General features: G+C 69.8%; 24 protein-coding genes, 1 tRNA gene, 1 pseudogene and 1 riboswitch. Of the genes and pseudogenes, 16 read left to right on the top strand and 10 right to left on the bottom strand.

Annotation, left to right across the window (positions count from 1 at the left end; translation table 11 throughout):
• Window positions 1-29 precede the first annotated feature (29 nt).
• The 4 genes from O7621_RS05040 to pknB are packed head-to-tail and all read left to right on the top strand — an operon-like array spanning window position 30 to window position 6,340.
• Window positions 30-1,472, top strand: coding sequence for an FtsW/RodA/SpoVE family cell cycle protein (locus tag O7621_RS05040; RefSeq protein ID WP_282234457.1), 1,443 nt, complete (start codon window positions 30-32; stop codon window positions 1,470-1,472).
• The gene (locus O7621_RS05035) at window positions 1,469-2,977 is read left to right on the top strand and encodes a penicillin-binding transpeptidase domain-containing protein (RefSeq protein WP_282232949.1); all 1,509 of its coding nucleotides are present in this window, start codon (window positions 1,469-1,471) and stop codon (window positions 2,975-2,977) included. The genes O7621_RS05040 and O7621_RS05035 overlap by 4 nt, the downstream gene beginning before the upstream one ends.
• Window position 2,978: 1 nt before the next feature.
• The gene (locus O7621_RS05030) at window positions 2,979-4,508 is read left to right on the top strand and encodes a serine/threonine protein kinase (RefSeq protein WP_282232948.1); all 1,530 of its coding nucleotides are present in this window, start codon (window positions 2,979-2,981) and stop codon (window positions 4,506-4,508) included.
• A complete protein-coding gene (gene pknB / locus O7621_RS05025) occupies window positions 4,505-6,340 on the top strand; it encodes a Stk1 family PASTA domain-containing Ser/Thr kinase (RefSeq protein ID WP_282232947.1) in 1,836 nt (611 codons plus the stop codon). Before O7621_RS05030 ends, pknB begins: the two co-directional genes overlap by 4 nt.
• Before the next feature lie 34 nt (window positions 6,341-6,374).
• Here pknB and O7621_RS05020 read toward each other — a convergent pair whose 3' ends face one another.
• From O7621_RS05020 to O7621_RS05005, 4 genes and pseudogenes are all read right to left on the bottom strand, one after another.
• Window positions 6,375-7,025 (bottom strand): aminodeoxychorismate/anthranilate synthase component II, encoded by a 651-nt coding sequence (locus tag O7621_RS05020; protein ID WP_282232946.1) that lies wholly within the window; start codon window positions 7,023-7,025, stop codon window positions 6,375-6,377.
• Between the two features lie 14 nt (window positions 7,026-7,039).
• Entirely contained in the window at window positions 7,040-7,351 is a 312-nt protein-coding gene (locus O7621_RS05015) for a hypothetical protein (RefSeq protein WP_282232945.1), read from the bottom strand.
• Window positions 7,352-7,354: 3 nt separating this feature from the next.
• Window positions 7,355-8,266: pseudogene (locus O7621_RS05010) on the bottom strand (class E sortase); the annotation flags it as partial.
• A gap of 257 nt (window positions 8,267-8,523) precedes the next feature.
• The gene (locus O7621_RS05005; RefSeq protein WP_282232944.1) at window positions 8,524-9,336 is read right to left on the bottom strand and encodes a DUF881 domain-containing protein; all 813 of its coding nucleotides are present in this window, start codon (window positions 9,334-9,336) and stop codon (window positions 8,524-8,526) included.
• 231 nt (window positions 9,337-9,567) lie between these two features.
• On the opposite strand from O7621_RS05005, the gene O7621_RS05000 reads away from it, so the two are divergent.
• From O7621_RS05000 to O7621_RS04990, 3 genes are all read left to right on the top strand, one after another.
• Window positions 9,568-9,831, top strand: coding sequence for a cell division protein CrgA (locus tag O7621_RS05000; RefSeq protein ID WP_123606549.1), 264 nt, complete (start codon window positions 9,568-9,570; stop codon window positions 9,829-9,831).
• A gap of 263 nt (window positions 9,832-10,094) precedes the next feature.
• A complete protein-coding gene (locus tag O7621_RS04995) occupies window positions 10,095-12,323 on the top strand; it encodes a heterodisulfide reductase-related iron-sulfur binding cluster (RefSeq protein WP_282234456.1) in 2,229 nt (742 codons plus the stop codon).
• 10 nt (window positions 12,324-12,333) lie between these two features.
• Window positions 12,334-12,918 (top strand): VanZ family protein, encoded by a 585-nt coding sequence (locus O7621_RS04990; RefSeq protein WP_282232943.1) that lies wholly within the window; start codon window positions 12,334-12,336, stop codon window positions 12,916-12,918.
• Here O7621_RS04990 and O7621_RS04985 read toward each other — a convergent pair.
• A complete protein-coding gene (locus O7621_RS04985; protein WP_282232942.1) occupies window positions 12,915-13,616 on the bottom strand; it encodes a GPP34 family phosphoprotein in 702 nt (233 codons plus the stop codon). The two genes, O7621_RS04990 and O7621_RS04985, sit on opposite strands and share 4 nt — an antisense overlap.
• 190 nt (window positions 13,617-13,806) lie before the next feature.
• On the opposite strand from O7621_RS04985, the gene O7621_RS04980 reads away from it, so the two are divergent.
• The gene (locus O7621_RS04980; protein WP_282232941.1) at window positions 13,807-14,850 is read left to right on the top strand and encodes an NlpC/P60 family protein; all 1,044 of its coding nucleotides are present in this window, start codon (window positions 13,807-13,809) and stop codon (window positions 14,848-14,850) included.
• A gap of 257 nt (window positions 14,851-15,107) precedes the next feature.
• Window positions 15,108-15,251: riboswitch (cyclic di-AMP (ydaO/yuaA leader) on the top strand.
• A gap of 98 nt (window positions 15,252-15,349) precedes the next feature.
• Window positions 15,350-16,288, top strand: a complete 939-nt coding sequence (locus O7621_RS04975) for an NlpC/P60 family protein (RefSeq protein ID WP_282232940.1) — start codon at window positions 15,350-15,352, stop codon at window positions 16,286-16,288.
• 160 nt (window positions 16,289-16,448) lie between these two features.
• Here O7621_RS04975 and dcd read toward each other — a convergent pair whose 3' ends face one another.
• On the bottom strand, window positions 16,449-17,027 hold the full coding sequence (dcd, locus tag O7621_RS04970) for a dCTP deaminase (RefSeq protein WP_281552431.1): 579 nt from the start codon (window positions 17,025-17,027) through the stop codon (window positions 16,449-16,451).
• A 127-nt stretch (window positions 17,028-17,154) separates the two neighbouring features.
• Between dcd and O7621_RS04965 the strand changes: the two genes are divergently transcribed.
• Together O7621_RS04965 and O7621_RS04960 are read left to right on the top strand one after the other, a co-directional pair.
• Entirely contained in the window at window positions 17,155-17,670 is a 516-nt protein-coding gene (locus tag O7621_RS04965; protein WP_282232939.1) for a pyridoxamine 5'-phosphate oxidase family protein, read from the top strand.
• A 147-nt stretch (window positions 17,671-17,817) separates the two neighbouring features.
• A tRNA-Gly gene (locus tag O7621_RS04960) sits at window positions 17,818-17,891 on the top strand.
• Window positions 17,892-18,224: 333 nt separating this feature from the next.
• Here O7621_RS04960 and O7621_RS04955 read toward each other — a convergent pair.
• Window positions 18,225-19,004, bottom strand: coding sequence for a glycosyltransferase family A protein (locus tag O7621_RS04955; protein ID WP_282232938.1), 780 nt, complete (start codon window positions 19,002-19,004; stop codon window positions 18,225-18,227).
• A gap of 74 nt (window positions 19,005-19,078) precedes the next feature.
• Here O7621_RS04955 and O7621_RS04950 point away from each other — a divergent pair, with 74 nt between their 5' ends.
• A complete protein-coding gene (locus O7621_RS04950; RefSeq protein ID WP_282232937.1) occupies window positions 19,079-19,522 on the top strand; it encodes a hypothetical protein in 444 nt (147 codons plus the stop codon).
• Window positions 19,523-19,558: 36 nt separating this feature from the next.
• Here the strand turns inward: O7621_RS04950 and O7621_RS04945 are convergent, their stop codons facing one another.
• Entirely contained in the window at window positions 19,559-20,098 is a 540-nt protein-coding gene (locus O7621_RS04945) for a phosphoribosyltransferase family protein (protein WP_282234455.1), read from the bottom strand.
• Window positions 20,099-20,642: 544 nt separating this feature from the next.
• Here O7621_RS04945 and O7621_RS04940 point away from each other — a divergent pair.
• From O7621_RS04940 to O7621_RS04930, 3 genes are all read left to right on the top strand, one after another.
• A complete protein-coding gene (locus O7621_RS04940) occupies window positions 20,643-21,773 on the top strand; it encodes a PP2C family protein-serine/threonine phosphatase (protein ID WP_278172712.1) in 1,131 nt (376 codons plus the stop codon).
• A gap of 409 nt (window positions 21,774-22,182) precedes the next feature.
• Window positions 22,183-24,042, top strand: a complete 1,860-nt coding sequence (locus tag O7621_RS04935) for an acyl-CoA dehydrogenase (RefSeq protein WP_282232936.1) — start codon at window positions 22,183-22,185, stop codon at window positions 24,040-24,042.
• A 102-nt stretch (window positions 24,043-24,144) separates the two neighbouring features.
• Window positions 24,145-24,405, top strand: coding sequence for a DUF6458 family protein (locus O7621_RS04930; protein WP_123606537.1), 261 nt, complete (start codon window positions 24,145-24,147; stop codon window positions 24,403-24,405).
• Window positions 24,406-24,459: 54 nt separating this feature from the next.
• Here the strand turns inward: O7621_RS04930 and O7621_RS04925 are convergent, their stop codons facing one another.
• Window positions 24,460-24,960 carry a histidine phosphatase family protein gene (locus O7621_RS04925; protein ID WP_282232935.1) on the bottom strand — a complete coding sequence of 167 codons (501 nt, stop codon included), beginning with the start codon at window positions 24,958-24,960 and terminating at the stop codon, window positions 24,460-24,462.
• Between the two features lie 116 nt (window positions 24,961-25,076).
• On the opposite strand from O7621_RS04925, the gene O7621_RS04920 reads away from it, so the two are divergent.
• Entirely contained in the window at window positions 25,077-25,364 is a 288-nt protein-coding gene (locus O7621_RS04920) for a DUF6458 family protein (protein ID WP_282232934.1), read from the top strand.
• Between the two features lie 111 nt (window positions 25,365-25,475).
• On the opposite strand, the gene O7621_RS04915 is transcribed toward O7621_RS04920, so the two are convergent.
• Window positions 25,476-26,153, bottom strand: coding sequence for a hemolysin III family protein (locus tag O7621_RS04915; RefSeq protein WP_282232933.1), 678 nt, complete (start codon window positions 26,151-26,153; stop codon window positions 25,476-25,478).
• Between the last annotated feature and the right edge of the window lie 15 nt (window positions 26,154-26,168).

Below are 26,168 nucleotides of genomic sequence, written 5' to 3'. Positions count from 1 at the left end.
GACCCGCCCCGCCGGCCAGCACCGGTGAGATGCCGCGGATCCGCCCCATCAGGACGCGGCGGAACGCCGAACTCGGCCTGTTGGCCCTCGCGCTCGCCGTGGTCGCGCTCTACTCGGCTGCGGCCGAAGCAGCCGTGCTCGGCACCATCCGGCCCGGCTTCTGGGTGCCGACCGCCGTGGTCGGCGCGGTCTTCGTCGGCCTGCACCTGGTCATCCGGTTCTTCGCCCCGCACGCCGACCCGGCCCTGCTGCCGGCGGTGGCCCTGCTCAACGGCATCGGCGTCGGTTTCCTGCGCCGCTACGACCTGGCCCAGGTAGCCGCCGCCGAACGGATCGACTACCCGATCTTCGCCGGCACCGGCGGGCGGCAACTGGCCTGGACCCTGGCCGCCGTGGTGCTCGCCGCCGGGTTGCTCGTCCTGGTCCGCGACCATCAGGTCGTCGCCCGGTACGCGTACACCCTCGGCCTGGCCGGGATCGTGCTGGTGATGATCCCGGCGGTGCTGCCGGCGCGGTACTCCGAGGTCAACGGCGCCAAGCTGTGGATCATGATCGGCGGCTTCTCCATCCAGCCCGGCGAGTTCGCCAAGCTGGCCCTGCTGTCCTTCTTCGCGTACTACCTGGTCCGCAAGCGTGAGGTGCTGTCGCTGGCCAGCCGGCGGGTGCTCGGCATCGACTTCCCCCGGGGGCGCGACCTCGGCCCGGTGCTGGTGGTCTGGCTGCTCAGCGTCCTGGTCCTGGTCTTCCAGAAGGACCTCGGGACGTCGCTGCTCTACTTCGGCATGTTCGTGGTGACGCTGTACGTCGCCACCGAACGGGTCAGCTGGCTGATCATCGGTCTGCTGCTGTTCTTCGGCGGGGCGTTCCTGGCGTACCACCTGGGCAGCATCGTCGGCGGCCCGTTCGCCAACTTCTACCAGCGGGCCAACATCTGGCTCGACCCGTTCTCCGACCCGTACGCCGACGGCTACCAACTGGTCCAGGGCCTGCTCGGGCTCGGCACCGGTGGGCTGTTCGGCGCCGGACCCGGCGGTGGCCAGCCGCTGAAGGTGCCGGAGGTGCACAACGACTTCATCTTCGCCGGCCTCGGCGAGGAGATCGGCCTGTTCGGGCTCTCCGCGCTGCTTGTCGTCTACCTGCTGGTCGCCGAGCGCGGGCTGCGGGCCGGCCTGGCGGTACGCGACTCGTTCGGCAAGCTGCTCGCCGGCGGCCTGGCGTTCACCCTCTCCCTGCAGGTCTTCGTGATTGTCGGCGGGATCAGCGGGTTGATCCCGCTGACCGGTCAGACCACCCCGTTCCTGTCCGCCGGCGGCTCGTCGCTGATGGCGAACTGGCTGCTGGTGGCGATGCTGCTGCGGATCTCCGACGCCGGCCGCCGGCCGGTGGTGGGGGCCGAGCCCCGGCCGCCCGGTACGCCGACCGGACCACCTGCCCAGTTGCACGGCGCGCCGACGGAGGTGATCCGCCGATGAACGCTCCACTGCGCCGGGTCGGCGTGGTCATCATGGTGCTGTTCGGCCTGCTCTTCGTCAACCTCAACTGGGTCCAGGGCTACAAGGCCGAGGAGTACCGCACTAGCGACTACAACGGCCGGGTGCAGGTCGCCGAGTACGACCGGCAACGCGGCAACATCGAAGCCGGCGCCCGTGCCCTGGCCACCAGCACGCCGACCGACGGCGAGCTGCAGTACCTGCGGACCTACCCGGACAACGAGCTCTACGCGCACGTGATCGGCTACAAGCCGGTCAACCTGGCCGCCACGGGCGTGGAGAAGGCCGAGAACGAGTTCCTCGCCGGCACCAGCGACCAACTCTTCGCCGACCGGGTCCGGGACCTGTTCACCGGCGAGGAGACCGGCGGCGGGAACGTGTTGCTCACCATCAACCGGCGGGCGCAGGAGACCGCGTACCGGCAGTTGCTGGACAACCGGGTGGGCGTCGACGTGGGCGCGGCGGTGGCGCTCAATCCGCGTACCGGCGCGGTGCAGGCCCTGGTGTCACTACCCAGCTTCGATCCGAACCCGCTGGCCAGCCACGACACCGGGGCGGCCCAGGATGCCTTCAACGAGCTGGACAGCGACCCGAACCGTCCGCTGAACAACCGGGCCCTCGGCGAGGTGCTGCCGCCCGGTTCCACCTTCAAGGTCGTCGTCGCGGCGGCGGCCCTGGAGAACGGCACCACCGTCGAGACGCCGATCTCCGCCGGCCCGGTCTACCGGCATCCCGACTCCGGCACCGACATCCGCAACGCCGTCGACTCCATCTGCCCACAGGACGAGGTCACCCTGATCACCGCCCTGACCGACTCCTGCAACACCGGCTTCGCCAAGCTGGGCGTGGAGCTCGGCGCCGAGACGGTCAAGGCAAAGGCACGCGACTTCGGCTTCGAGGACGAGGAGCTGGTCGTCGGCCGGACCAGCGGCGACGACGGCCTGCCGGTCGCGGCCAGCCGGACCGGCGACATCGCCAACCCGGACGGCAGCGAGGACGGCGCGGCGCTGGCCCAGTCGTCGATCGGCCAGAACAACGTCCGGATGACCCCGCTGGAAGGCGCGATGATCGCGGCGGCGGTGGCCAACGGCGGCAGCCAGATGCGTCCGTACGTGATCCAGCAGCTGCTGCATGCCGACCGGACCAGCAGCTACTACACCGCGGACCCGCGGGAGCTGCGCCAGTCGGTGAGCGGGTCGGTCGCCGCCGACCTGCAGGAGATGATGGTCAGCGTGGTGCGCAACGGCACCGGCCGCAACGCCCGGATCGACGGGTACACCGTCGGCGGCAAGACCGGCACCGCGCAGGCCGGCGAGGGCGACGACGACCACGGATGGTTCATCGGCTTCGTCACGTCCGAGGACGGTGAACCGATTTCGGCGGTCTGCGTACTGCTGGAAGGTGCCGGCAGCGGCGGCAGCGCGGAGGCGGCCCGGATTTCCGGCCAGATCATGCGGGCCCTCGTCGCCGAACGTGAGGGGCGATGAGATGCTGAGCTCCGGAGTCCTGCTCGGCGGCCGCTACCGGCTCGACGAGCGCATCGCCAGCGGCGGGATGGGCGACGTGTGGCGCGGCACCGACGAGGTGCTCGGCCGTACCGTCGCAGTCAAGAGCCTGCTTCCCGCGCTGCTCGAGGAGCCCGGCTTCGCTGAGCGGTTCCGCGGCGAGGCCCGCACCATGGCCACCATCAACCATCCCGGCGTGGTCGACGTCTACGACTACGGCAGCGACAAGCACATCGCCTTCCTGGTGATGGAGTACGTCGAGGGCGACGCGCTGTCGCGCACCCTGTCCCGGGTCGGGCGGCTCACCCCGGCCCGCACCATGGCGCTGGTCGCCCAGGCCGCCGACGCGCTGCACGCGGCCCACGAGAAGGGCATCGTGCACCGCGACGTCAAGCCGGGCAACCTGCTGGTACGACCCAACGGCACGCTGGTGCTGACCGACTTCGGCATTGCGCGCTCAGAGATCGTCGGCCAGTTGACCGCCGCCGGCTCGGTGCTCGGCACCGCCTCGTACATCTCCCCCGAGCAGGCGTCCGGCGCGGTCGCGACACCGGCTTCCGACGTGTACGCGCTCGGCGTGGTCGCCTACCAGTGCCTGTCCGGTCGGCGGCCGTTTGAGGGCGACAATCCGCTGGAAATCGCCATGAAGCACGTGCGGGAGGTGCCGCGCGCGCTGCCGTCGGACATCCCACCCGTGGTCCGCAGCTTCGTCGAGCGCGCGCTCGCCAAGGATCCGGCGGCGCGCTGGCAGAGCGCCGCCACGATGGCCGCCGTCTCCCGGCAGGCCGCCACCACTCTCGCCGGCCAGACCCGGCCACCGGCCGGCCCGCCCCGGCCACCACACGCTCAGCAGCACCCGGGCCAGCAACATCCTGGCCAGCAACATCCTGGCCAGCAGCACCCCGGCCAGCACCCGGCCGCGCCCCGGCCCACGTCGGCAGCGCCGGTTTCGCCGATGGCGTCCGGCCCCGCACCCATGTCCCCCGGGCCGATGTCTCCGGGGCCGATGCACCCCGGCTCGGTGCCGCCCAATCCGGTGCCGCCCGGTCAGCGGCCGCCGCCGGGGCAGCCGATGCCCGGACCACCCGGCTACCTGCCCGCCACCACGCCGATGATGCCGGGCGGGTATCCGGCCGGCTACCATCACCCCGCCACCCCGACGCGGCAGCCCCTTCCCGCGTCGGGTCGTCCACCCAACCCGTACGGCTACAACCGGCCACCAGCCCCGCCCCAGCGGTCCGGTGGCCTGCACCGGCAAGTGTTCACCGTCCTGGCGATCATCCTCGGAGCGTTGATCGTGCTGCTCTGCACCGGGCTGGTCGCTTACCGGATCATCGACAGCGCCAGCAGTTCGACCGCTCTGGGGCAACCCGTGGTGCGATTGGTTACGGCTGAGAACCAGATGGCAGCCGGACACGTCGAAACCAGCGTGGGACCCGTACCGTCGATGGAAGCACCCGACTTGGTCCGACCCGATGACGACCAGACGAGCGAAGGACGACAAGGACGATGACCGCGCAGGCCCGCCTGCTAGGCGGCAGGTACCAGGTCGGCGAGTTGCTCGGCTACGGCGGTATGGCCGAGGTTCACCGCGGCCGTGACCTGCGGCTCGGCCGTGACGTCGCAATCAAGATGCTGCGCACCGACCTGGCCCGGGACCGGACCTTCCAGGAACGGTTCCGGCGCGAGGCGCAGAACTCCGCGTCGCTCAACCACCCGGCGATCGTCGCGGTCTACGACACCGGCGAGGAGTACGCCGCCACCGGCGAGCCGCTGCCGTTCATCGTCATGGAGTTCGTCAACGGCCGCACCCTCAAGGAGGTGCTCGCCGCCGAGGGCCGGCTGCACCCGCGTCGGGCCCTGGAGTACTGCGCCGACGTCTGCGCCGCCCTGGAGTTCAGCCACCGGCACGGCATCATCCACCGGGACATCAAGCCCGGCAACGTCATGCTCACCCAGACCGACCAGGTCAAGGTGATGGACTTCGGCATCGCCCGCGCGCTGGCCAGCGGCGCGACCACGATGACCCAGACCTCGGCGGTGATCGGCACCGCGCAGTACCTCTCCCCGGAGCAGGCCCGGGGCGAGTCGGTGGACGCCCGATCCGACGTCTACGCAGCCGGCTGTGTGCTGTTCGAGCTGCTCTGCGGCCATCCGCCGTTCGTCGGGGACAGCCCGGTCAGCGTCGCCTACCAGCACGTCCGGGAGGACCCGCGGGCGCCGAGCGAGATCAACCGGGACGTCACCCCGGCGATCGACGCGATCGTGTTGAAGGCGCTTGCCAAGAACCCGGTCAACCGCTACCAGAGCGCCGGCGAGATGCGTGCCGACCTGCTGCGCGCCGCCTCCGGCCGGCCGGTGCTGGCCACCCCGGTGCTGCGCGACGACGAAACCGCGGCGATGGGCGCCACCGGGCGTACCGGCTCGACCCAGCGGATCCCCGGCGGCCTCGGCGGCCCGCCGCCGAGGCGGACCTCGCCGGCGGTCATCGCCGGCCTCAGCGCGCTGGGCGTCTTCGCGGTGATCGCCCTGGCCACCGGGCTGATCTGGATGAACTCCGGCCCCGACGAGCCGGTCACCGTCGATCTGCCCAACCTGGTCAACGAGCCGATCGAGCAGGCCCAGCTGACCCTCACCGACCTGCAGCTGACAGCGGACGTCACCCCTCGCGACGACGCGAACTGTACGGTCAACACCGTCATCGAGCAGTCACCGGAGCCGGGCGCCGTCGAGCGGGGCTCCGAGGTGGCCCTCGTCGTCTGCTCCGGCCCGGGCAAGGTCCAGGTGCCCGACGTGAAGGGCTTCACCCGCAGCGCCGCCGAGCAGCAGCTCACCGACCTCGAGCTGATCGCCGTCTTCGAGGAGGTGGACAGCTCGGCTGCGAAGGACCAGGTGGTCGAGGTGCCCAGCGCCGGCGAGTTGGTGGAGGTGGGCAGCGAGGTCGAGGTGCACGTCTCGCTCAACAATCTGCGGAACGTACCGAACGTCGTCGGCTACACCGAAGCCCAGGCCGTAGCGCGGCTGGAGAACGCCGGCTTCGACCCGCGGGTGATCGACGGGGAGGAAGTCGACCCGGCCGATGCCGGCATCGTCACCAGCCAGAGTCCGAACAACGGCGAGCACCGGGTCAACTCCCGGGTGGAGATCGTCGTCTCCCAGCCCCGGCAGGAGGTGGAGCCGTCGCCGGACCCGACCGGCAGCCCGTCGCCGACCGGCTCACCCCCGACGACCAGCCCGCCACCGGGCGACGGTGACGGCGAGGGCGGTGGCGGTGGCTCCAGCACCCCAGGCAGCGGAGTGAGCGGCCTGCTGCCCACCGCGCCCGTCTCCCGGCTGTTCGACTGAGTCGCGGTCCTAGTCCTAGCGGCCGGGCCGGCGCTCAGGCCGACACGAACGCGGCCCGCCGCCGGGTCTCCACCTCGGCGGCGAGTCGCGGTGCCCGCTGCCGGGCCTGCGGCAGACCGCACCCGGCCAGCCAGTTCGCCAGCATCAGATGGCCGCCCTCGGTGAGCACCGACTCGGGGTGGAACTGCACACCCTCGACCGGCAGGCTCCGGTGCCGCATCGCCATCACCACCCCGGACGCGGTCCGCCCGGTGACCCCGATCTCGGCCGGCAGACTGTCCTCGCGTACCGCCAGTGAGTGGTAGCGGGTGGCGGTGAACGGGTCTGGCAGCCCGGCCAGCACCCCGACGCCCCGATGCTCGACCAGCGAGGTCTTGCCGTGCAGCAGCTCGGGAGCACGTTCGACGACCCCACCGAACGCGGCACCGATCGCCTGGTGGCCGAGGCAGACGCCGAGGATCGGCAGCTGTCCGGCGTACCGCTCGATGACCTCCAGACAGATGCCGGCGCTGTCCGGCGCACCCGGCCCGGGGGAGAGCAGCACACCGGCCGCGCCGAGCCGGCCGACCTCGTCGACGGAGATCTCGTCGTTGCGCCGAACGTCGCAGTCGGCACCCAGCTGGCCGAGGTACTGCACCAGGTTGAACACGAACGAGTCGTAGTTGTCGATCACCAGTACGCGCACGCGGACACCTGACTCTAGTCGCCGTTCTCATCGGGTACGGGGTTGTTCGTCTCGGTGTCGTACGGCAGCTCGTAGTCGTCGGCGCCGCCACTGTCCGGGTCGCCGCCGTCGCCGTCGGTGCCGCCAGCCGGACCACCGTCACCGGGGTCGGTACCGGTGCCGCCGCCGTCCTCGGTCACCTGGACGTCGTCGAACGGCAGCAGCGGCTCCGCCCACGGGAAGACCACGTACCAGAGCAGGACGACCGTCAGCCCGGCGAGCAGCGCCGAACCGATCAGCTTGCCGGGCGTGCCGAACGGGAGCTTGCGCCAGATCCAGGCGTACATGGCTCAGCCGCCGAGTTCCGCCGGTCGGCCATCGGCCTTGGGCTGGCTGCGGACCAGCGCCGCGTGCACGATCAGCCGCTGGTAGTTGTCGAACTTCGGGTGGCAGGTGGTCAGGGTCAGCATCGCCTCGGTCGGCTGCGCCCGGCGGTCGCCGGGTACGGCGGCGACCACTTCGGTCTGGTTGGGCAGCACGATGTGGTTGCGAGTGACCGCGTACACGTGCCAGGTGTCCCGGTCCTCGACGACGATCGTGTCGCCGTCGTCCAGCTCGTCCAGCCGCCAGAAGGTGGCCCGGTTGCGGTGCCCGGCCACCGAGAAGTTGCCGACCTCCCCGGGGCCGGCGCTGTCCGGGTAGTGACCCGGTGCGTACCGGATGTCGTCCTGGCCGACGCCCTCGACGACGATCCAGTTCTTGTCCAGCTTCGGGATGTAGAGCCCGGCGACCGGGGTGCCCTGCACCTGGATGGTGGGGGACGCCTCGGGCTCGGGCGTGGGGCCGTCGCTGACGACCGGCTCGGGCACTTCGGCCCACTGCTGGGCGAGCTGTTCGCTGAGCTCGTCCTGGTGGGCGTTGACAATGACCGACTTGCCCCAGATCTCGTAGCCGGCGAAGAGCAGCACCACCATGCCGAAGGTGATCAGCAGCTCGCCGGTGACCCGGGCGGTGGTGCGCAGCGCGGTCCAGATGGTGGGTCGGGTCAGTTCGGAGTACACGCTCTTGTAACCGCTGTCGGTGCGCTCCGGTCGCAGCTTCACCACCCGCTCACCGCGCCGGGGGGCGGCACCGTTGCGCTCGCCGGGACCAAGGTCCCGCCCGCTGCCGGCCGGTGACTCGCCGTTCGGCGGCGGCTGGTAGCTGCTGATCACGACCGGCAGCACCGTGGTGGACGCGGCCGGCTCGGCCGGGTAGGCGGGGATGACGGCCGTGCGGGCAGCATCGTCGCGCTCCGGCGGCCGGGGGCGCTGGTACTGGGCCAGTTGCTGGGGCGAGTAGCCGGGCGGGTGCTGATGCGCCGGGGGTGTCGGGCCCGGGGCCGTTGCCGGGTCCGGCCCGGTGAAGCGCGGAAGCACCGTGGTCGAGTCGTCGGTGTGGTATGTGCGGTGCCGGCCCGAGTCGTGCGGTTGGTCGGGATGGCCGGGTGCCTCTGGATGGCCGGGCACCCCGGGCCGGGTCATCGCGCCGACTCCGCAACGGTGGTGTGCCGCAGCGCTGCCGAGCCGTCGAACGCCGGCACGGTCAGCTCGGCTTCGACCGTCTCCTGGTAGCCCAGCTGGAAGTGGGTCACGGCGTCCCTGAACAACTGCACCCCTTCGGAGTCGGCCAGCGCCTGCTGCAGGGCGCTGGGGTCACCGATCGCGGCGATCCGAAATGGGGGCGAGTAGACCCCGCCGTGCAACAACAGCGTGTTCCCGACACAGCGTACCGCGCTGGTCGCCAACACCCGTACATTCATGATTGACATCGCCTCGGCGCCGCCGGCCCACAGTGCGTTGACCACTGCCTGTACGTCGCTCTGGTGCACCACCAGGTCGTCGTTGCTGGCACCGTCCGGCAGGTCGGTCAGCCGCGGCGCGTCGTCGAGTTCGATGATGACGCCCGGGCCGGCCAGCGCGGTGAAGCCGGCCGCCGCCCGGTTCGCGTCGATCCGGGCCTGCTGCCGGGCGATCGGCTCGTCCGACCCGGCGACCAGCTCCGTCTGCTGGTCGACCTGGTCGCGCAGTTGGGCGGCTCGTTCCTCGGCGGCGGCCAACTGGGTACGTCGGTCGTCGATCAGCTGCGCGAGTTGTGGTCGACGGTCCTCCCGCAGGCTGGTGCCGCTGGCGGTGGTGGCGGTCGTGGTGAACAGCAGGCCGGCGAGCAGTGCGATCAGCGGTACGCCGGCGGACCAGCCGGGCTGCTCCGCGCCGCGCCGGCGACGCAGCAGCCCGCGAACGGCGCGCCGGACCACGTCCCGCCAGGACGCGCTGCCGGAGGTGTACTCCACCTCGGCCCCCTTTCCGCCTGCCAGCCATCGACAAGTGTCCGCATGATGGACCACCTGGGCGGTCTATCGCACCTGGTGGACCTGGTTGTGCCCAAATGTCGCTGCTGCCGTGCTGCGGCCCGTGGCCGGATCGCGGCAACTTGACTACGCTAGCTCCTGAACATTATTGGCCATGGACCGTCGCCGCTGCGTCCGGTTGCCGGGCCGGATGATAGCCACCAGGAGAGCGTCGTGCCCAAGTCGCAGGTTCGCAAGAAGAAGGTCTACACCCCGCCGACCGACGTCCGCCCGACCCAGACGGCTGCCACCCGCAAGCCGAGTCCGGTCTGGCTGCCGATCAGCGCCGTCTCGTTGATCGTCTTCGGCATCGGCTGGCTGGTCGTCTACTACCTGTCGGAGACCGCCTACCCGGTCGCCTCCTGGGGCTACTGGAACCTGGCGATCGGGTTCGGTGCCATGGTGAGTTCGCTGATCCTGCTCTCCCGCTGGCGCTGACCCGTTCACAGTCGGTCCGCAGTCGGCCCACCAGCGCCGCCACGGTCGGTCGGTGTCCACGAGGATGCCGGCCGACCTGCTGTTATGTCGGGGGCCGGGCGGCGGCGCGGCGGCGACGCTGCCATAGGGTGGCGAGTACCGGGCGCCGGTCCGGTGCGACGCTCGTCACATTACCCATGGGTAACCTGGCGGTAGGCTGAAGCTCCGTGGCCGGCCTTCCGGTCACTCTGCCGCTCGTCCGCAGCACACCGAAGGGCCAACGAATGGGTACGGTCCAGATCGTCACCACGGTGGTCGCCGCCATCGTCACCGCCGTCGCGGTGGTGCTCGCCGGCCGGGCGGTCTGGCAGTTCGTCTCGATCATCCGACTCGGCAAGGCCGACCCGCACCGCACCGGTGACCCGGCCACCCGGGCGAAGGTGATGCTGAGCGAGACCCTCGGCCACACCCGGATGCTCAAATGGAGCGTCGTCGGGGCGGCCCACTGGTTCGTCATGGTCGCCTTCATCGTGCTCTCCATCCTCGTGCTGGAGGCGTACTTCGAGGTGGTCGACGCCGGCGGCGGCATTCCGGTGATCGGCGGTTGGCTGCTGTACGGGCTGGTCACCGAGCTCATCTCGATCCTCGGCATGCTGGGTATCGGCGTGCTCATCGGGATCCGGTTGGCGAACCGGCCGACCCGGACCGGTGGCCGGTCACGGTTCACCGGCTCGACGATGTGGCAGGGCTACTTCGTCGAAGCCGTCGTGCTCGCCGTACTGATCTGCGGGTTCCTCATCCGCGGCTTCCGGGTGGCCACCGACCACTTCGACTTCCCGGTCTGGGCCACCCCGGTGAGCCACGCGCTCGGGGCCGTCCTGCCCGGCTCCGAGTCGGCGATCAGCATCACCGCCCTGATCAAGATCCTCATCTCGATGACCTGGTTGATCGTCATCGCGCTGACACTGACCATGGGAGTGGCCTGGCACCGGTTCGCCGCCTTCTTCAACATCTACTTCAAGCGGGACCCCGGCCGGCCCAACTCCGGCCTCGGCGCGCTGCGGCCGATGATGAGCGACGGCAAGCCGCTCGACTTCGAAGAGGCCGACCCGGAGTCCGATCAGTTCGGCGTCGCCCAGGTCGAACAGTTCAGCTGGAAGGGCCTGCTCGACTTCACCACCTGTACGGAGTGTGGCCGCTGCCAGTCGCAGTGCCCGGCCTGGAACACCGGCAAGCCGCTGTCGCCGAAGCTGCTCGTGCTGTCGCTGCGCGACCACGCCTACGCCAAGGCGCCGTACCTGCTCGCCGGCGGCGGCAAGGACCTCACCGGCGAGGAGAAGGGCACGGCCGAACAACTCGCCAAGGTCGACGCCCTGGCGCTGGCCGAGGCCGACCGCCCGCTGATCGGCGGTGCCGACGACGGCGGCGTCATCGACCCGGACGTGCTCTGGTCGTGCACCACCTGCGGGGCCTGCGTGGAGCAGTGCCCGGTGGACATCGAACACGTCGACCACATCGTCGACATGCGCCGCTACCAGGTGCTGATCGAGTCGAGCTTCCCCAGCGAGGCCGGCGTGATGCTGCGCAACCTGGAGAACAAGGGCAACCCGTGGGGTGCTCCGCCGAACACCCGGGAGGACTGGACCAAAGGTCTCGACTTCGAGGTTCCCCGAGTCGGCGAGGTGGACGACTTCGAGTACCTGTTCTGGGTCGGCTGCGCCGGCGCGTTCGAGGACCGGGCCAAGAAGACCACCCGCGCGGTGGCGACCCTGCTGCACGAAGCCGGCGTCGACTTCGCCATCCTCGGCGAGGGCGAGACCTGCACCGGCGACCCGGCCCGCCGGATCGGCAACGAGTTCGTCTTCCAGATGCTGGCCCAGCAGAACGTCGAGACCCTCAACGAGGCGTTCGGCGACCGGGAGCCGGCGAGACGCAAGATCGTCGCGACCTGCCCGCACTGCTTCAACACCCTCGGCAACGAGTACGGCCAGCTCGGCGGCCACTTCGACGTCGTCCATCACACCCAGCTGCTGGCCCACCTGGTCGCCGCCGGCAAGCTCACCCCGGTCACCCCGGTCGACGGTGGGTTGACCTACCACGACCCGTGCTACCTGGGCCGGCACAACCGGGTGTTCAGCCCGCCCCGGGAAGTGCTCGGTGCCGCGTTGACCGCAGGTGCCGGGGCGGGCGGCGACGCGGCCCAGCTGCGGGAGATGCCACGCAACTCCGAACGCTCGTTCTGCTGCGGTGCCGGCGGGGCGAGGATGTGGATGGAGGAGCGGATCGGCAAACGGGTCAACGTCGACCGGGTCGAGGAGGCGCTCTCCACCGGTGCCCAGACCATCGCGGTCGGTTGCCCGTTCTGCTACACCATGCTCGGCGACGGGGTCACCGGCAAGCAGTCCAGCGGCGCGGCGGACGAGAACGTCGAGGTCGTCGATGTGGCGACGGTGCTGCTCAGGTCGGTCAAGCCGGCGGTAGCATCGTCGGCGTCATCGTCGGCCGAGGAGTAGGGAGAAGCGGGTGCTGGGTTGGGCCCGCGAGTTCCTCGCCCAGCCCTGGCCGTTCCTCACCCTCGCGGTGCTGGCCGGCGTGAGCCTGCTGGTGCACCGGCCGCTCGCCGTACGGCTCGGCTGGGCGCGCTGGCCGACGCTCGGGATGCTTCTCAGCGCTGCCGCGATCGCCGCGCTCACCCTGCCACCGGCACCGACCGGGTCCGGTGTACCGCTCGCCCCCGGGGTCTCCGTTTCCGGCCCGGACGGCCAGGTCTTCGCCGCGTGCCTCCGGTCGCTCACCGATCCGGCGGTGCTGTGGTCCGGGCTGGTCACCGTCGACTCGCTCGGCGAACGGGTCGGCAACGTGGCGATGTTCGTACCACTGGCGTTCTGCACGGTGCTGGCGGTCCGCCGGCCGGCGCTGGCCACCGGGCTGCTCCTGCTGGCCCCAGTCGTCGTCGAAGTAGGCCAGGCCGTGCTCGGCGTCGGCCGTGAGTGTGTCGGCTACGACTGGGTCAACAACGCGACCGGGGCGCTGATCGGGGCGGTCGGCGGCGGCGTGGTCCGGTTGCTGTGGCGGCGGTTCGCGCCGTCACCTACCAAGGTCAGCTAGCTGCCAGTCGCGACATCGGTAGCGGCGAAGACGCTGCGGGCGACCGTCGCCCGGTACCCGGCGACGACGTCGGTGGTCGCAGCGATCGGCCAGGCTGCCGGCCCGAGCACTGCGGGCGGCCGGCGCCGCGCGTCCAAGGGCTGTGCAACAGCGACGTTCGGTACGTCGAGTGCGTTCAGCAGGCAGGCCAACGCGGCGGTACGTGGTCCGACCGGTCCGGCGCCGCGCTCGGCGGCGGCCAGCCGTCGCCGGGTCTCCGTCTCGGCGGGCGGTTCGCCGCCGTCCGGCGGAGCGAATTTGGGCCGGGGCAGCACCCAGAGCACCCGGTCCCGTTCCCGGCGGAGCACCCCCGAGACGACCAGCCCGTTGAGTACCTCGTCGACTACACCGTGGGACAGATCGACCACCCAGTCGCGGGTCGCGCGGCCAGGCTCGGCCTGAATCCTGGTCCGGACCTGGTCGAGCAACTCCCGACCGTGGCCTCGACCCCGGGCATCGCCGGGTGCGTACCCGCCGGCGGGATCGTCGTCGGTCAGCACCCGGCCGTCTGCGTCAATCGCAATCTGGCCGCCGACGGCGAGGTCGCACAACACCGCCCCGGCGACGGCGTAGTCGAGCTCTGGGGAAGCGACGGTCGCGGTCCCGGAATCGTCATAGCTGAGCAGGACCAGCTCCTCCGCGAGGCTGAGCGATTCCATGTCATCATGCTAACCGCCCAGACCGGTGACCGCAGGAGAAGCGGTTGCTTCGGGGAAGCAGAGGCGGCAGGCGGTCTTGAACGAACACCGCGCTTTCCAATAAGGTGATGCACCGACCGCTGCGGATGTCGGCCTCCGTACCCCCGCCCGTGAGGCCCCAGCGATCGAACCATTGAAGGAGTCGCTGCCAATGGCACGTGCGCTCGTAAACTCGCACATCCATCGTCACAGTGGGTCCCGAAATCGATGCGGAGAGCATCGGCCTTTACGGCTCTTGCGGCGTAGTGCGATCACCCTGTTGCTCGCCGTAATTGCGTTGGTCATCCCGGCTGTTCCGGCCCACGCCGAGCCGACGCTGGCTGAGATCGAAGCCGAGTTGGACGCCCAGTGGCTGAAACTGGAACCGGTCATCGAGCAGTACAACAAGGTGCACAGCGAGCTCAAGGCCAACGAGAAGAAGGCGGCTGCGCTCGACGAGAAGATCCGCCCGCTGTCGCTGCAGGCCAACCTGGCGGCGGACGAGATCGGTGAGGTGGCCAACCGCTATTACCGGACCGGGCCGTCGAGCGAGCTGAACGCCCTCCTCCGGACCGGATCACCGACCAGCCTGGCGGATCAGCTCGTGGTGCTGGACCGGATCTCCAAGCGTCGGCAGGAAAAGATCACCGCCGTTCTGGAGACCCGCGACCGCTATCTCGCTGAACGGCAGACGCTGGACGAGTTGATCACGAAGCAGCAGGCACAGGACAAGACGCTCGCCGAGCAGCGCAAGACCATCGACGCCGAGATCAAGCGCCTGGAACGGGCGCGAAACGCCGCGTACCAGTCCACCGGCTACACCGGCGGATCCGGTGCCTCCGGCCCGTGCCCGGCGGTGTCGGTCGGCGGAGCCGCCGGAACTGCGGTCCGCACCGCGTGCGCACAGCTCGGTAAGCCGTACGTCTGGGGTGCCACCGGGCCGAACGCCTTCGACTGTTCCGGCCTGACCCAGTACGCCTGGGCAAGTGCCGGTGTCAGCCTCACGCATTACACCGGAACTCAGTGGAATCAGGGCAGTTCGGTCAGCCGCGCCAACGCCAAGCCCGGCGATCTCGTATTCTTCTTCAGTGATCTGCATCACGTGGGGATCTACATCGGTAATGGCCTGATGGTGCACGCTCCCCGCGCGGGTCAGCCTGTGCAGATGGAGAACATCGACAACATGCCGCTCGCCGGTTTCAAGCGGGTCGGCTGATCGCAGCAGGTCAGCCAGCCCGCCGAGGCAATCTGAGTGGCGCGCGTTGGTCGGCCGAACGTACGGGCGGACCGGTATGAACGGGCCGGTCCGCCCGGCAGAATTCGAACGCTTGAACGATGGCAGCCTATGCACGATACGCAATCGTCTGCGTACTCAATGAGATAGTCCATGTTTTCGCTTGCGTAGCGAGAACACCGCTCTCTACCCTTGGGGATCGTCGAGTCGGGAGGACGTCAACCAACCGGGTTGACCTCGGCCTGACACCGCCTAATCGCCGTCTGACGGCGAGCCGGGGACCCACGGCACTCTCGGGGTGAATCCGCAGGCCACCTGCGGTAGGGCGTCTCCTTTCCGCCCGAACCCGTCAGCTAACCCGGTAGGCGGTCTGGGGAGAAGGAGTCCGGTGGCTACGAGCGCCCCTCGGCGATACCTCCGGTGGTCCGGCCGCGACCATCGGCGAAAACCGCCGCACGACCCTGGCCGAATACTCACCACGTTGATCGCCGCCACCACCGGCGTCGGTCTGCTGCTGGTCGCGGCGCCGGCGCAGGCGCAGCCCACCGTCGCCGAGATCGAGTCGCAGATCGACGAGGTCTGGGCCGAGCTCGAACCGACGATCGAACGGCACAACGCCGTACGGCAAGACCTCGCCGCCAAGAAGAAGCAGGCGGACGAACTGCAGAAGAAGATCAAGCCGCTGCAGATCCAGATCGACCTGGCGATGGACCGGGTCAGCGAGTTCGCCGCCCGGTCGTACAAGGGTGGTAGTCCGTCGGTCTTCAACGCGATCCTGACCAACGGCAAGCCGACCCACCTCGCCGACCAGCTCGAGCTGCTGGACCAGTTCGCCCGGCGGCAGGCCCGCGACGTGCAGGCTGTCGTCGACCTCAAGAACGAGTACGCCGCGAAGAAGGCTCCGCTGGACGATTTGATCATCGAGCTGACCAGCACCGAGGCTCAGCTGGCGGCGAAGGCCAAGGAGATCGACGCCGAGGTTGACCGGTTGCAGGACCTGCGCCTGGAGGCGTACGGCTCGACCAACACCCTCGGCTCGCTGCGTCCCGCGCCCTGCCCGGCGACCTACCCCGGCGGTGCGGCCGGCAAGGCGGTCACCTTCGCCTGTGCGCAGATCGGCAAGCCGTACGTGTGGGGTTCAGCGGGACCGGGCAGCTACGACTGTTCGGGTCTCACCCTGGCCGCCTGGGGGCAGGCGGGTGTCTCACTGCCACACAACGCGGCCCGGCAGCGTCAGGTGACCGCCAATGTGAGCCGGGACCAGCTGCGCCCCGGTGACCTCATCTTCTACTACAGCGGGCTCTCCCACGTCGGCATGTACGTGGGTGACGGCTGGATCGTGCACGCCTCCCAGGCGGGCGAACCGGTGCAGATGCGCAAGATCGGTTCGAGTGTGCACAGTTACGGCAGGCCCGGCTAGACCTCACTCCTCCCCATGGCCTGGCGCGTGTCGCTGATCCCCCCGTCAAGCGGCAGCACCGGCCACCGGAAAGGCGCCCTCCCATGTCTCCCCCCGGCTTGGGAGGGCGCCTTTCGCCTCCCCGTCGCCGGTGCGCCGGCTCTCCGACAGCCCAGCCGGTTCAGCTGGTCGGCCAGGTGCGCCACCGCTGCCAGGACCGGCTCGGAGTGGGCCCACGCTGGCCCTGGTACCGGGATCCGTAGACCGCCGACCCGTACGGATGCTCCGACGGCGACGAGAGCCGGAAGATGCACAACTGCCCGATCCTCATCCCGGGCCAGAGCTTGATCGGCAGGTTCGCCACGTTGGACAACTCCAGCGTCACGTGGCCGGAGAAGCCGGGGTCGATGAAGCCGGCGGTGGAGTGGGTCAACAGGCCCAGCCGACCCAGGCTCGACTTGCCCTCCAGCCGGGCGGCCAGGCCGTCGCCGAGCGAGACGACCTCGAGCGTGGAGGCAAGGACGAACTCACCGGGGTGCAGGACGAACGGGTCGCCGCTGGGCACCTCGACCTGGGACGTCAGATCGTCCTGCCGGGTGGCCGGGTCGATGTGGGTGTACAGGTGGTTGTTGAAGACCCGGAAATACCGGTCGAGCCGGACATCGATGCTCGACGGCTGGATGAGCGAGGATTCGAACGGCTCGAGGGAGAGGCCGCCGGACTTGGTCTCCGCGACGATGTCCCGGTCGGAGAGGAGCATCGTCACACGATAGCGACCGTGCGGCCGGTGTGACCGTGCGGTCGGTGTCCTGGCCGGAACGTACCCGGATCGGCGTGGCCGGGCGATCCCACTATCTCTTCGTACACATGTTCGATAGAATCACCGCATGGCAACCTGGTCCGAGTTCGCAGCCGACGAGCCCCGCCTGGCCACGGCGATCCGACTCCTCATGCAGCAGTACGGTCCCGGCCTCGGCTACCTCGCCACCGTCCGAGCCGACGGTGGTCCCCGGGTGCACCCGGTCTCCCCGGTGATCACCGACAGTGGGTTGTTCTGCTTCATCATCGACTCGCCGAAGCGGCGTGACCTGGAGCGGGACGGTCGGTACGCGCTGCACTCGTTCCCGCCGGAGGAGAGTGACGACGAGGCGTACCTGGCAGGTCGGGCGCATCCGGTCACCGATCCGGCCAAGGTGGGTCGGCTCGCCAGCGATCTCGGGGCCGTGCCGCACGTCGACTGGCGGCTGTTCGAGTTCACCGTCGACGTGGCGATGGTGGCGCAACGCGCTGGCAGCACCGGCCACTACGCGGCGGCGGCGCCACGGCAACCAGCCGTCCAGGTCTGGCTCGACCCGACCAGTGGCAGCGTTTCCCACCCGGTGCCGGCCCCGGTCGCCTGCTGATCCGCCGCATGGCACCGGCCGACGCCTCGACGCCCTACCCGTTGACGGTCGGTCGACGGGCGCCGAGCCGTTACCCCATGCTGTGCTCGGTCGGCGGCCGGGCCTGTTGCGCAGCGACCGGGCGGACCGGGTAGAGTGGGGCCGCTCGCGGGTGTAGTTCAATGGCAGAACATCAGCTTCCCAAGCTGACAGTGCGGGTTCGATTCCCGTCACCCGCTCCACACCGAAAGCCCTGGTCAGGATGCGAATCCCAACCAGGGCTTTCGTCGTATGAGCGCGGGGATCGCCGGCAGCTTCCTACTTTCGCGGGTACGCGGCCTGCAGCACTTCGCGAAGCAACTCGCTGGGGCTGCGATTGGTTAGCTCTGCCACCTTTACGATCATCTCGTAGGTTTGGTCATCAATCCAACTGCCCGAGCTGCCCGCCTCGGAACCCATGCTGCGTCGGCGGACGTGATGCCGCAGGTACATCTTGATGCACCTGCGGCATCAAGCTGAACAGGTAACCCCTGGACCGAGGAGGTTGCACTGCGTGCAACGACCGCCGCGTGTCATCACCGACCTTGCGGTGTGGACGACGTCGGGCCGATACCCAGCAGCGCCAGCGCGGCGACCCGGCTTTCGATCACCTGGATCCGGTCGGCCCGTTCCGTCGGGGACCAGTGGGCCCGCTGGTTGGTCACCTGCCCGGGCCACTTCCGGTAAAGCAACCCCGGCTCGTCGATGAAGTGACCGTCGCTGACCGTGCTCGCGGCGAGGAGCAGCCCGGTGTCCTCGGAGGCGGGCAGCGCCAGCCAGCCGCCCAGGGCCAGCAGCAGGTCCGTACGGATGCACAGCGTCGCCGGGTGCACCGGCAGCCGGTAGGCGTCCTCCTGCCAGCACCGGTGGACCGTACCGGCGGGCAACCGGCCGCCCGGTGGATCGGTGGCCATCCGTACCGTGCGGTGGTCGCTCAGCAGATCGAGCGCCGCCGCCGTCGTCCAGCCGACCGTCGGGTCGGCGGTGAGGACCGCGATGTCGCGGGCCAGCGCGTCAGAGGTCAGCCGGTCGTCGGCGTCGAGCACCTTGACCAGCGGCCCGTCGGCGCGGGACAGCGCCATGGTGCGGGTGACGCCGGGGCCACCGGGGCGGTTGTGGCCGACGCTGATCCGGCGGTCCTGAGACAGCGCGGCGGCGACCTCACCGGTCTGCCCGTCCTCCTGCACCAGCCAGCGCCACTGCCAACCAGGCGGCATCCGCTGCGCCCGCAGCGAGGCGTACGCGTCGGCGAGGTACGGGATGCTCGCGGGATGGACAGGAGTGACCACCGAGATGGTCTGCGGGGGCCGGCGCATCGCTCCGACTCTACTATGGGTCGTTCATCGTTGACCCAGCGTTGTGTCGCCCCGGTCTCTGGTACGAATGTTCCATGTCGGAACCGAAGGATTTGCCGGCTGTGGATGCCGACCACGCCCGACCTCGAGGGGTGGACGACGCCACGGTCGCGGCGCTCGGCGAGTTGAGCAAGGCACTGGAGACGGTGCACCGGGCTCGTGGCCACCTCTACTCGATGCACCAGTTGATCGGCGGCGCGGACGCGACCCTGGACCGGGTCGTCCAGCTGCTGCGCGGGGCCGGCCACCGGCACATGGCTGACCGGGTCGAGACGGAGCTGATCGGTCGCAACGTCCTGCCGGGCCGCTGGACATTCCAGATCGTCGAGGAGTTCGACGACGGCTACTACGCGACCTTCCAGGCGGTCGAGCGGGCAGCCCGGGAGGCGCTGGTGGGCGGCCGCCGGCACATCCACGAGGCAGAGATGAAGCAGGCCCGGCGTACCGTCGGCCGACCGGGACACGAGGCGACGCCGTAACGGCCCGACGCCGTAGCCGATAGCGACCCCGGCGGCTCAGAGGTCCTCGCTGTGAATCAGGCTGCGGATCCGGAGTTCGTCGACGACGGGGGGCGGACAGTCGGCGACGATCACCGCGCTGCCGACGACGAGCGCCCCGCGAGCTGCGGCGAGCTGCGCCATGGCCCGCAGCTGCGCGCCGCTGCTGACCCAGTCGTCGACGAGCAGGACCCGGTCGCCTGGGCCGAGGTGCCGGTCACGGACACCCAGCCGCAGCGTGCGGCCCCGGTAGTCGGGCGCCGTCGTGGTCCAGGTGGTCGCGTCCGCGATTGCCCGCTGCGGATCCTCCTTGTACGCGGGTACGACGCCAACGCCGAGCGCTGTCGCCACCAGCGGGCCGACGAGCAGCCCGGTGACCTGCGGGGTCATCACCGTGCTCGGTCGGTCCGCGTCGGCCAGATCGGCGCTGGCCAGACCGGCGAGGGCGGGGCCGATCCCGGCGAGAATCCGGGGGTGTCGCCACCACCCGGACAGGTCGCTCACCAGATGGCTGCTGGCCGGGCCGGGGTCGTGCCAGACGAAGGTGTCGATCAGCAGCCGCCGGAGTTCAAGCGGGTCCGGCGCGTCGCCGGTTGCGGCCGGGCGCGGCAGGTTGCCGGTTGCGGCCGCGCGGGACCGGTGCGGGCGAGCGGCTGCGGCGTCGGTCACCGGCCGAGTATGCCGGGATGGTCATGGCCGCGCGCCATCGCAACCCGCGTCCCCCGACTCAGAACGGGGGCCAGACCGGTGGCCAGGTGGTGGAGAGCGCCAGACGCTGCTCTGCACGACCTGACCGCACCTGTGGTGCGTCGTACTACGCCAGGCTCGTGCCGCTTTCGCGAAGATTGCGGCTCTTGACCTGGGTCACCTCCAGGTCCGCTACGAGATTCTCGGCGACTGACCGCGACACTGAGTTGCCGCTCAGTGTCGAGTTGCTGGTCAGCAGCGTGATGTGCCATTTCCAGGTTTGCCCACAGGTTGAGCAACCGCTCGCCGCCCGCCCGGGGGATAGCCAGGGTGCCAAGGTTGTCCAATACTCCGGGTGGCCATATCCGGATCAGACGACAGGCCAACTCCGTTGGGCCACCGCCACCGATGAGTCATGCTGTTTCGCGTACCCATGCACATCATCCCGATGGGCGGCCGCCGCCCACTCAGCGCTGGTTCCCGCGTCGGCCTCGGCGCGGCCCTCGTGCTGCTCGCGCTCGTCTCCGTGGTGGAGATCGCGGACGGGTCCGGTGTCAACTACGTCGGTCTGGTCGCCGCTGCCCCGTTCCTCGCGGCGGCCTTCGCGACGTGGCGGGTGGTGCTCTCCACCGGGGTGCTGGCCACCCTGGTCGGTGGCATCTTCGCACTGACCGGTCAGATGCTCTCGCTGGCGACCGCGGTGAACGTGGTCGGTATCGCGCTGGCCACCGGGCTGGCGGCGGCGGTGGCGGTGATCCGGGAACGGCAGGCACAGCAGATCGCCGAGCTTTCGCGACTGGCGTCGGTGGCCCAGCAGGCGGTGTTGCGTCCGCTCGGACCGCAGGTCGGCACGCTCGCCGTGGCGGGACGCTACATCTCCGCCACCGCCGCCGCTGACATCGGCGGTGACCTGTATGAGGCGCTCGACACGCCGTACGGCGTACGCATGATCATCGGAGATGTACGGGGCAAAGGCCTGGACGCGGTCCGACTAGCCAGCATCGTCCTGGGTTCGTACCGACACGTCGCCTATGAGCGGGCCGACCTGCGGGCCATCGTGGCCGACCTGGACCGGGCGGTGGCGCGCAGCGTGGGCGACGAGGATTTCGTCACCGCCGCCCTGGTCGAGGAGCGCGGTGGAACGCTGACCATCGTCAACTGCGGGCATCCGGCGCCGCTGCTGCTGCGCCGAGGCGAGGTGATCCCGCTGGAACCGCCGGCTCCGGCGCCGCCGCTCGGGTTCATGCCGGTGGTACGTCCCCGGGTCGAACGTCTCGAGCCGGGTGACCGGTTGCTGCTGTTCACCGACGGACTGGGCGAGGCACGTCGGGACGGTGCCTTTTTCCCCACTGCGGACCGGGCCTGGCGGCTGCTGGGTCACGGAACCGTCGGTGACGGCCTGGCATCGCTGGAGACGGCGTTGGTCGAGTGGGTGTACGGGCGGCTCGACGACGACATCGCCCTGGTCCTGATGGAGTACTCGGGCTCCGGGGTGGTGCCCGCTCCGTCCGTGCCGAGTTGGGAAGTCGGCGCGCCCGGCGGCTGACCGGCCGGAGTGTCCGACGGGGCGGAGCGCCGACGGCAGGTGGCGCCGAGGCCCCGGGCGGGTCAGACCGGCTGGGCGATCGCGAACAGGAAGCTGGTGCCGCCGAGGGCCCGGTGCCGGCCGACGTAGCGACGGCTGGCAATCGGTTCGACCAGTGCGTTGAGCAGGCGGGTGACGGACATCTGTGCCTCCTGATGACAACTGCGGCGCTTCTTGGGTTTTGCCCAATTTTTGCCTCTTGCACCGGGCAAAACGACTGTATACCGGACAAGTGACGACTGATGGGCCGTCAGCTGCCCCGTTGCTGTCCTCGGTTTGCCAGACGGCGCGCTTGTCGTTGGCTACCCGGGAGTAATACAGTGGTGGTTACTGACCAGTAACAGCTGTCCGGAAGCGGGGCCACCACGCGATGACCCACTACAAGAGCAACCTTCGGGACCTCGAGTTCAACCTGTTCGAGGTTTTCGGCGCCGACCGCACCTTCGGCCAGGCACCCTACGCCGACCTGGATGTCGACACCGCCCGGAGCATCCTCAGCGAGGTCGAGCGGCTGGCCCGCGAGGAGCTCGCACCCAGCTTCGTGCCGGGCGACCGCAACCCGCCGGTCTTCGACCCGGCCACCCACTCGGTGACCTTGCCGCCCGAGTTCCGCCGTTCGTTCGAGGCCTTCATGCAGGCCGAGTTCTGGCGGCTGGACCTGCCGGAGGAGCTCGGCGGCACCAACGCGCCACGGGCGTTGTGGTGGTCGCTGGCCGACCTGGTGCTCGGCTCCAACGCGCCGGTCTGGATGTACGCCTCCGGGCCGTCCTTCGCGCACACCCTCTACGTCGAGGGCACGCCGGAGCAGAAGGAGTGGGCCAAACTCTTCGTCGAGCGGCAGTGGGCGTCGACGATGGTGCTGACCGAGCCGGACGCCGGCTCCGACGTGGGTGCCGGGCGCACCCGGGCGATTCCGCAGCCGGACGGCTCGTACCACATCGAGGGCGTCAAACGCTTCATCACCAGCGGCGAGCACGACCTCAGCGAGAACATCATCCACTACGTCCTGGCCCGCCCGGTCGGCGTCGAGGGCGCCGGTGGTCCGGGCACCAAAGGGCTGTCGCTGTTCGTCGTGCCCAAGTACCACTTCGACGGGGCAACCGGTGAGCTGGGCGAGCGTAACGGCGTCTTCGCCACGAACGTCGAGCACAAGATGGGCCTGAAGGTCTCCACGACCTGCGAGCTCACCTTCGGTGAGCACGGCGTGCCGGCCAAGGGATGGCTGCTCGGCGACGTGCACGACGGCATCCGGCAGATGTTCCTGATCATCGAGTACGCCCGGATGCTGGTCGGCACGAAGGCGATCGCCACCCTCTCCACCGGCTACCTGAACGCCCTCGAGTACGCCAAGAACCGGGTCCAGGGCGCCGATCTGCTGCAGATGACCGACAAGGCGGCACCGCGGGTGACCATCACCCACCACCCCGACGTCCGTCGGTCGCTCATGCTGCAGAAGTCGTACGCCGAGGGCCTGCGTGCGTTGGTCTGCTACACGGCCAGCTGGCAGGACAAGATCAACGTAGCCCGGGCGGCCGGCGACGAGGAGACCGTTCAGCTCGCCAAGCGGGTCAACGACCTGCTGCTGCCCCTGGTCAAGGGGTGTGGCTCGGAACGGGCGTACGAACTGCTCGGCCACGAGTCGCTGCAGACCTTCGGCGGCTCCGGCTTCCTGCAGGACTACCCGCTGGAGCAGTACGTCCGGGATTCCAAGATCGACACCCTGTACGAGGGAACCACTGCGATCCAGAGCCTCGACCTGTTCTTCCGCAAGATCGTCCGGGACAACGGCCAGTCGCTGATGGCGGTCGCCGGCGAGATTCAGGCCTTCATCGCCGCCGAGGGCGGAAACGGCCAGCTCAAGGAGGAGCGCGCCGCGCTCGGCCGGGCGCTCGGCGAGGTGCAGAACATCCTCGGCGTGATGACCGGTTGGCTCGGTGAGGTGCAGAGCGGCGAGCCGCGCTCGCTGTACAAGGTCGGCCTGAGCAGTCGGCGACTGCTGCTGGCGCTCGGCGACGTGGTGATCGCCTGGCTGCTGCAGCGCCAAGCCGAGGTCGCCCTTACCGCGTTGGGCGGCGACGGGATCTCCGACGCCGACCAGAGCTTCTACCAGGGCAAGGTGGCCGCCGCCCGGTTCTTCGCCAGCGAGGTGCTGCCCCGGATCGGTGCCGATCGTCGAATCATCGCCGGAACCGGACTTGACCTGATGGACCTACCCGAGGACGCCTTCTGAGCAGACGACAGGAGGTTCCGCCGCCACCGTTTCGGGCCCTCCCCGGCGGGTAGATCAGCAGGCGACCGCACAACTTGTAGCCACCGCACAAGGAGTGCACGCATGGGTATCGGCAGTGGAATCTTCCTCATCGCAATAGGCGCCATCCTGGCGTACGCCGTCCGGGCCGACGTCTGGTGGCTGGACGTGCGGGCCGTTGGCTGGGTGCTGATCCTGGCCGGGTTGGCGATCCTGCTCACCGTGCTCTGGTTCTGGAACGATCGCCGCCGCCGGGCCCGGACGGTCATCGTCGAGGAGAACAAGCTGGCCCATCCGGCGCAGATGGTGCCGCCGCCAGCCGAACCGCCGCAGCCGCCCAACTGACCATATCGCCAGCCTGACTGGCCATGTCGGTCGAGCTGACTCGGGGCCGCGCGGTCAGCTGGTTCGGCCCGCCCGGGCGGTGTACGTGTGGGTCGCAGGAGCCCTCTGCGGCCCACCCGCCGTCCAGTCGCCGGTGAACTCGTGAACGGCGATCCCACAGGTCCGCAGCCCGCTGTCGCTGGCACCGACCGGGTCGAGCAGCGCTGAGGCGTAGGAGACCGTCGGGTTGTGCCCGACAATCAGCACCCGGGACACCGAGTCGTCCAGTTGCCGCACCAGGCCGAGCAGGTCGACCGCGGTCCCGCCGTACAACCGGGGTTCGAAGCGGGCGGGTGCCGGCGGACCCGCCGCCGACACCTCCTGCCAGGTCTGCCGGGTACGCCGGGCTGGCGAGCAGAGCACCAGCTGAGGCCAGAGCTGGTGTTCAGCCAGCCACTGCCCGGCGTGTGCCGCGTCCGAGTGCCCGCGCGGGGTGAGCCCGCGTTGCTCGTCTGCCATCTGTTCGGGCTGCTCCGCCTTCGCGTGCCGGAGCAGCACGATGCTGCGTCGGGTCATCGGTTCAGCTTGCCTGATTGAGCTCGCAAACGTCTGGGTACATCCGTGCCCGCCGCTACCTCACAAGCGGCATCCGGCCGGCACGACGGTGCCGGCAACAGCCAAGGAGGTACGAAGTGGGTATCGGCGGAAGCATCTTCCTCATCGCCCTGGGCGCCATCCTGGCCTTCGCGGTCGAGGCCGAACTGGGCTTTCTCGACCTGACCACGGTCGGCTGGGTGTTGATGGTGGCCGGCGTGTTCGGGCTGGCCCTGACGTTGTGGTTCTGGCAGAGCCGCCGCCGTACGGTGGTGTCCCGGACCGCGCAGGACGAGCCGGCACCGGCTGCCCCGGTCGAGTCGGACCGGGTTGTGGAGGAGCAGTACCGGGAGGTGCGTCGCCCGGGCGGCCCGGTGCGGCGGTGATCCGGACCCCGAGCAGACCGCCACCCCCCGACGGATCAGGATCTGCCCCTGACGAAACAGGATCTCCGACGATCCCGAACACCGGGCGGTCCCCGCCGGGGTGGTGGCGGGTCAGGCGTAGAGCGCGAAGTAGATCGCGATGTGATGGCACAGCGCGGCGACGAGGGTACAGGCGTGGAAGAACTCGTGGTGGCCGAAGACGGTGGGCCACGGGTTGGGGCGGCGCAGCGCATAGAATATCGCCCCGACGCTGTAGATTGCGCCGCCGACGATCAGCAGGACCAGCGCGGTGACCCCACCGTGCTGCAGGATGTCGGGTAGTACCACCACCGCGACCCAGCCGAGGGCGATGTAGAGCGGGGCGCCGGCCCAGCGCGGCAGATGCGGCCAGATCAGCTTCATCGCCACCCCGGCCAGCGCACCGACCCAGACCACGGTGAGCAGGGTGGCGGCGCTGCGCCCGGGCAGCAGAAGCAGGCAGAACGGTGTGTAGGTGCCGGCGATGAAGACGAAGATCATCGAATGGTCGAGGCGGCGCATGATCTGGTACGCCCGTTCCGACCAGACCCGGCGGTGGTAGAGCGCGCTGGTGCCGAACAGGCCGCACACCGTCAGGCTGTAGACGACGCAGCTGACCAGCGCGGTCCAGCCGGGTCGGGTGGCGGCCAGTGCACAGAGCACAATGCCGCTGACCAGGGCCACGAAGAATGCGTACGTGTGCAGCCAGCCGCGCATCCGGGGTTTGCCGATGTCGACCGGCTTGAGGCGAAGGGGCGCTTCGGTGGTCACCAGACAAGGTTACGG

Origin of the sequence: Solwaraspora sp. WMMD937, from assembly GCF_029581175.1 — a bacterium.
Classification (GTDB): Bacteria; Actinomycetota; Actinomycetes; order Mycobacteriales; family Micromonosporaceae; genus Micromonospora_E.
This window is presented reverse-complemented; position numbering and strand designations above follow the sequence as displayed.

Excerpts from the sequence above, each read along its gene's own strand:
- O7621_RS05040 (WP_282234457.1), top strand. The coding sequence starts at position 30 with ATGCCGCGGATCCGCCCCATCAGGACGCGGCGGAACGCCGAACTCGGC.
- O7621_RS05035 (WP_282232949.1), top strand. The coding sequence starts at position 1,469 with ATGAACGCTCCACTGCGCCGGGTCGGCGTGGTCATCATGGTGCTGTTC.
- O7621_RS05030 (WP_282232948.1), top strand. The coding sequence starts at position 2,979 with ATGCTGAGCTCCGGAGTCCTGCTCGGCGGCCGCTACCGGCTCGACGAG.
- pknB (WP_282232947.1), top strand. The coding sequence starts at position 4,505 with ATGACCGCGCAGGCCCGCCTGCTAGGCGGCAGGTACCAGGTCGGCGAG.
- O7621_RS05015 (WP_282232945.1), bottom strand. The coding sequence starts at position 7,351 with ATGTACGCCTGGATCTGGCGCAAGCTCCCGTTCGGCACGCCCGGCAAG.
- O7621_RS04995 (WP_282234456.1), top strand. The coding sequence starts at position 10,095 with ATGGGTACGGTCCAGATCGTCACCACGGTGGTCGCCGCCATCGTCACC.
- O7621_RS04985 (WP_282232942.1), bottom strand. The coding sequence starts at position 13,616 with ATGGAATCGCTCAGCCTCGCGGAGGAGCTGGTCCTGCTCAGCTATGAC.
- O7621_RS04980 (WP_282232941.1), top strand. The coding sequence starts at position 13,807 with ATGGCACGTGCGCTCGTAAACTCGCACATCCATCGTCACAGTGGGTCC.
- dcd (WP_281552431.1), bottom strand. The coding sequence starts at position 17,027 with ATGCTCCTCTCCGACCGGGACATCGTCGCGGAGACCAAGTCCGGCGGC.
- O7621_RS04965 (WP_282232939.1), top strand. The coding sequence starts at position 17,155 with ATGGCAACCTGGTCCGAGTTCGCAGCCGACGAGCCCCGCCTGGCCACG.
- O7621_RS04955 (WP_282232938.1), bottom strand. The coding sequence starts at position 19,004 with ATGCGCCGGCCCCCGCAGACCATCTCGGTGGTCACTCCTGTCCATCCC.
- O7621_RS04950 (WP_282232937.1), top strand. The coding sequence starts at position 19,079 with ATGTCGGAACCGAAGGATTTGCCGGCTGTGGATGCCGACCACGCCCGA.
- O7621_RS04940 (WP_278172712.1), top strand. The coding sequence starts at position 20,643 with ATGCTGTTTCGCGTACCCATGCACATCATCCCGATGGGCGGCCGCCGC.
- O7621_RS04935 (WP_282232936.1), top strand. The coding sequence starts at position 22,183 with ATGACCCACTACAAGAGCAACCTTCGGGACCTCGAGTTCAACCTGTTC.
- O7621_RS04930 (WP_123606537.1), top strand. The coding sequence starts at position 24,145 with ATGGGTATCGGCAGTGGAATCTTCCTCATCGCAATAGGCGCCATCCTG.
- O7621_RS04925 (WP_282232935.1), bottom strand. The coding sequence starts at position 24,960 with ATGACCCGACGCAGCATCGTGCTGCTCCGGCACGCGAAGGCGGAGCAG.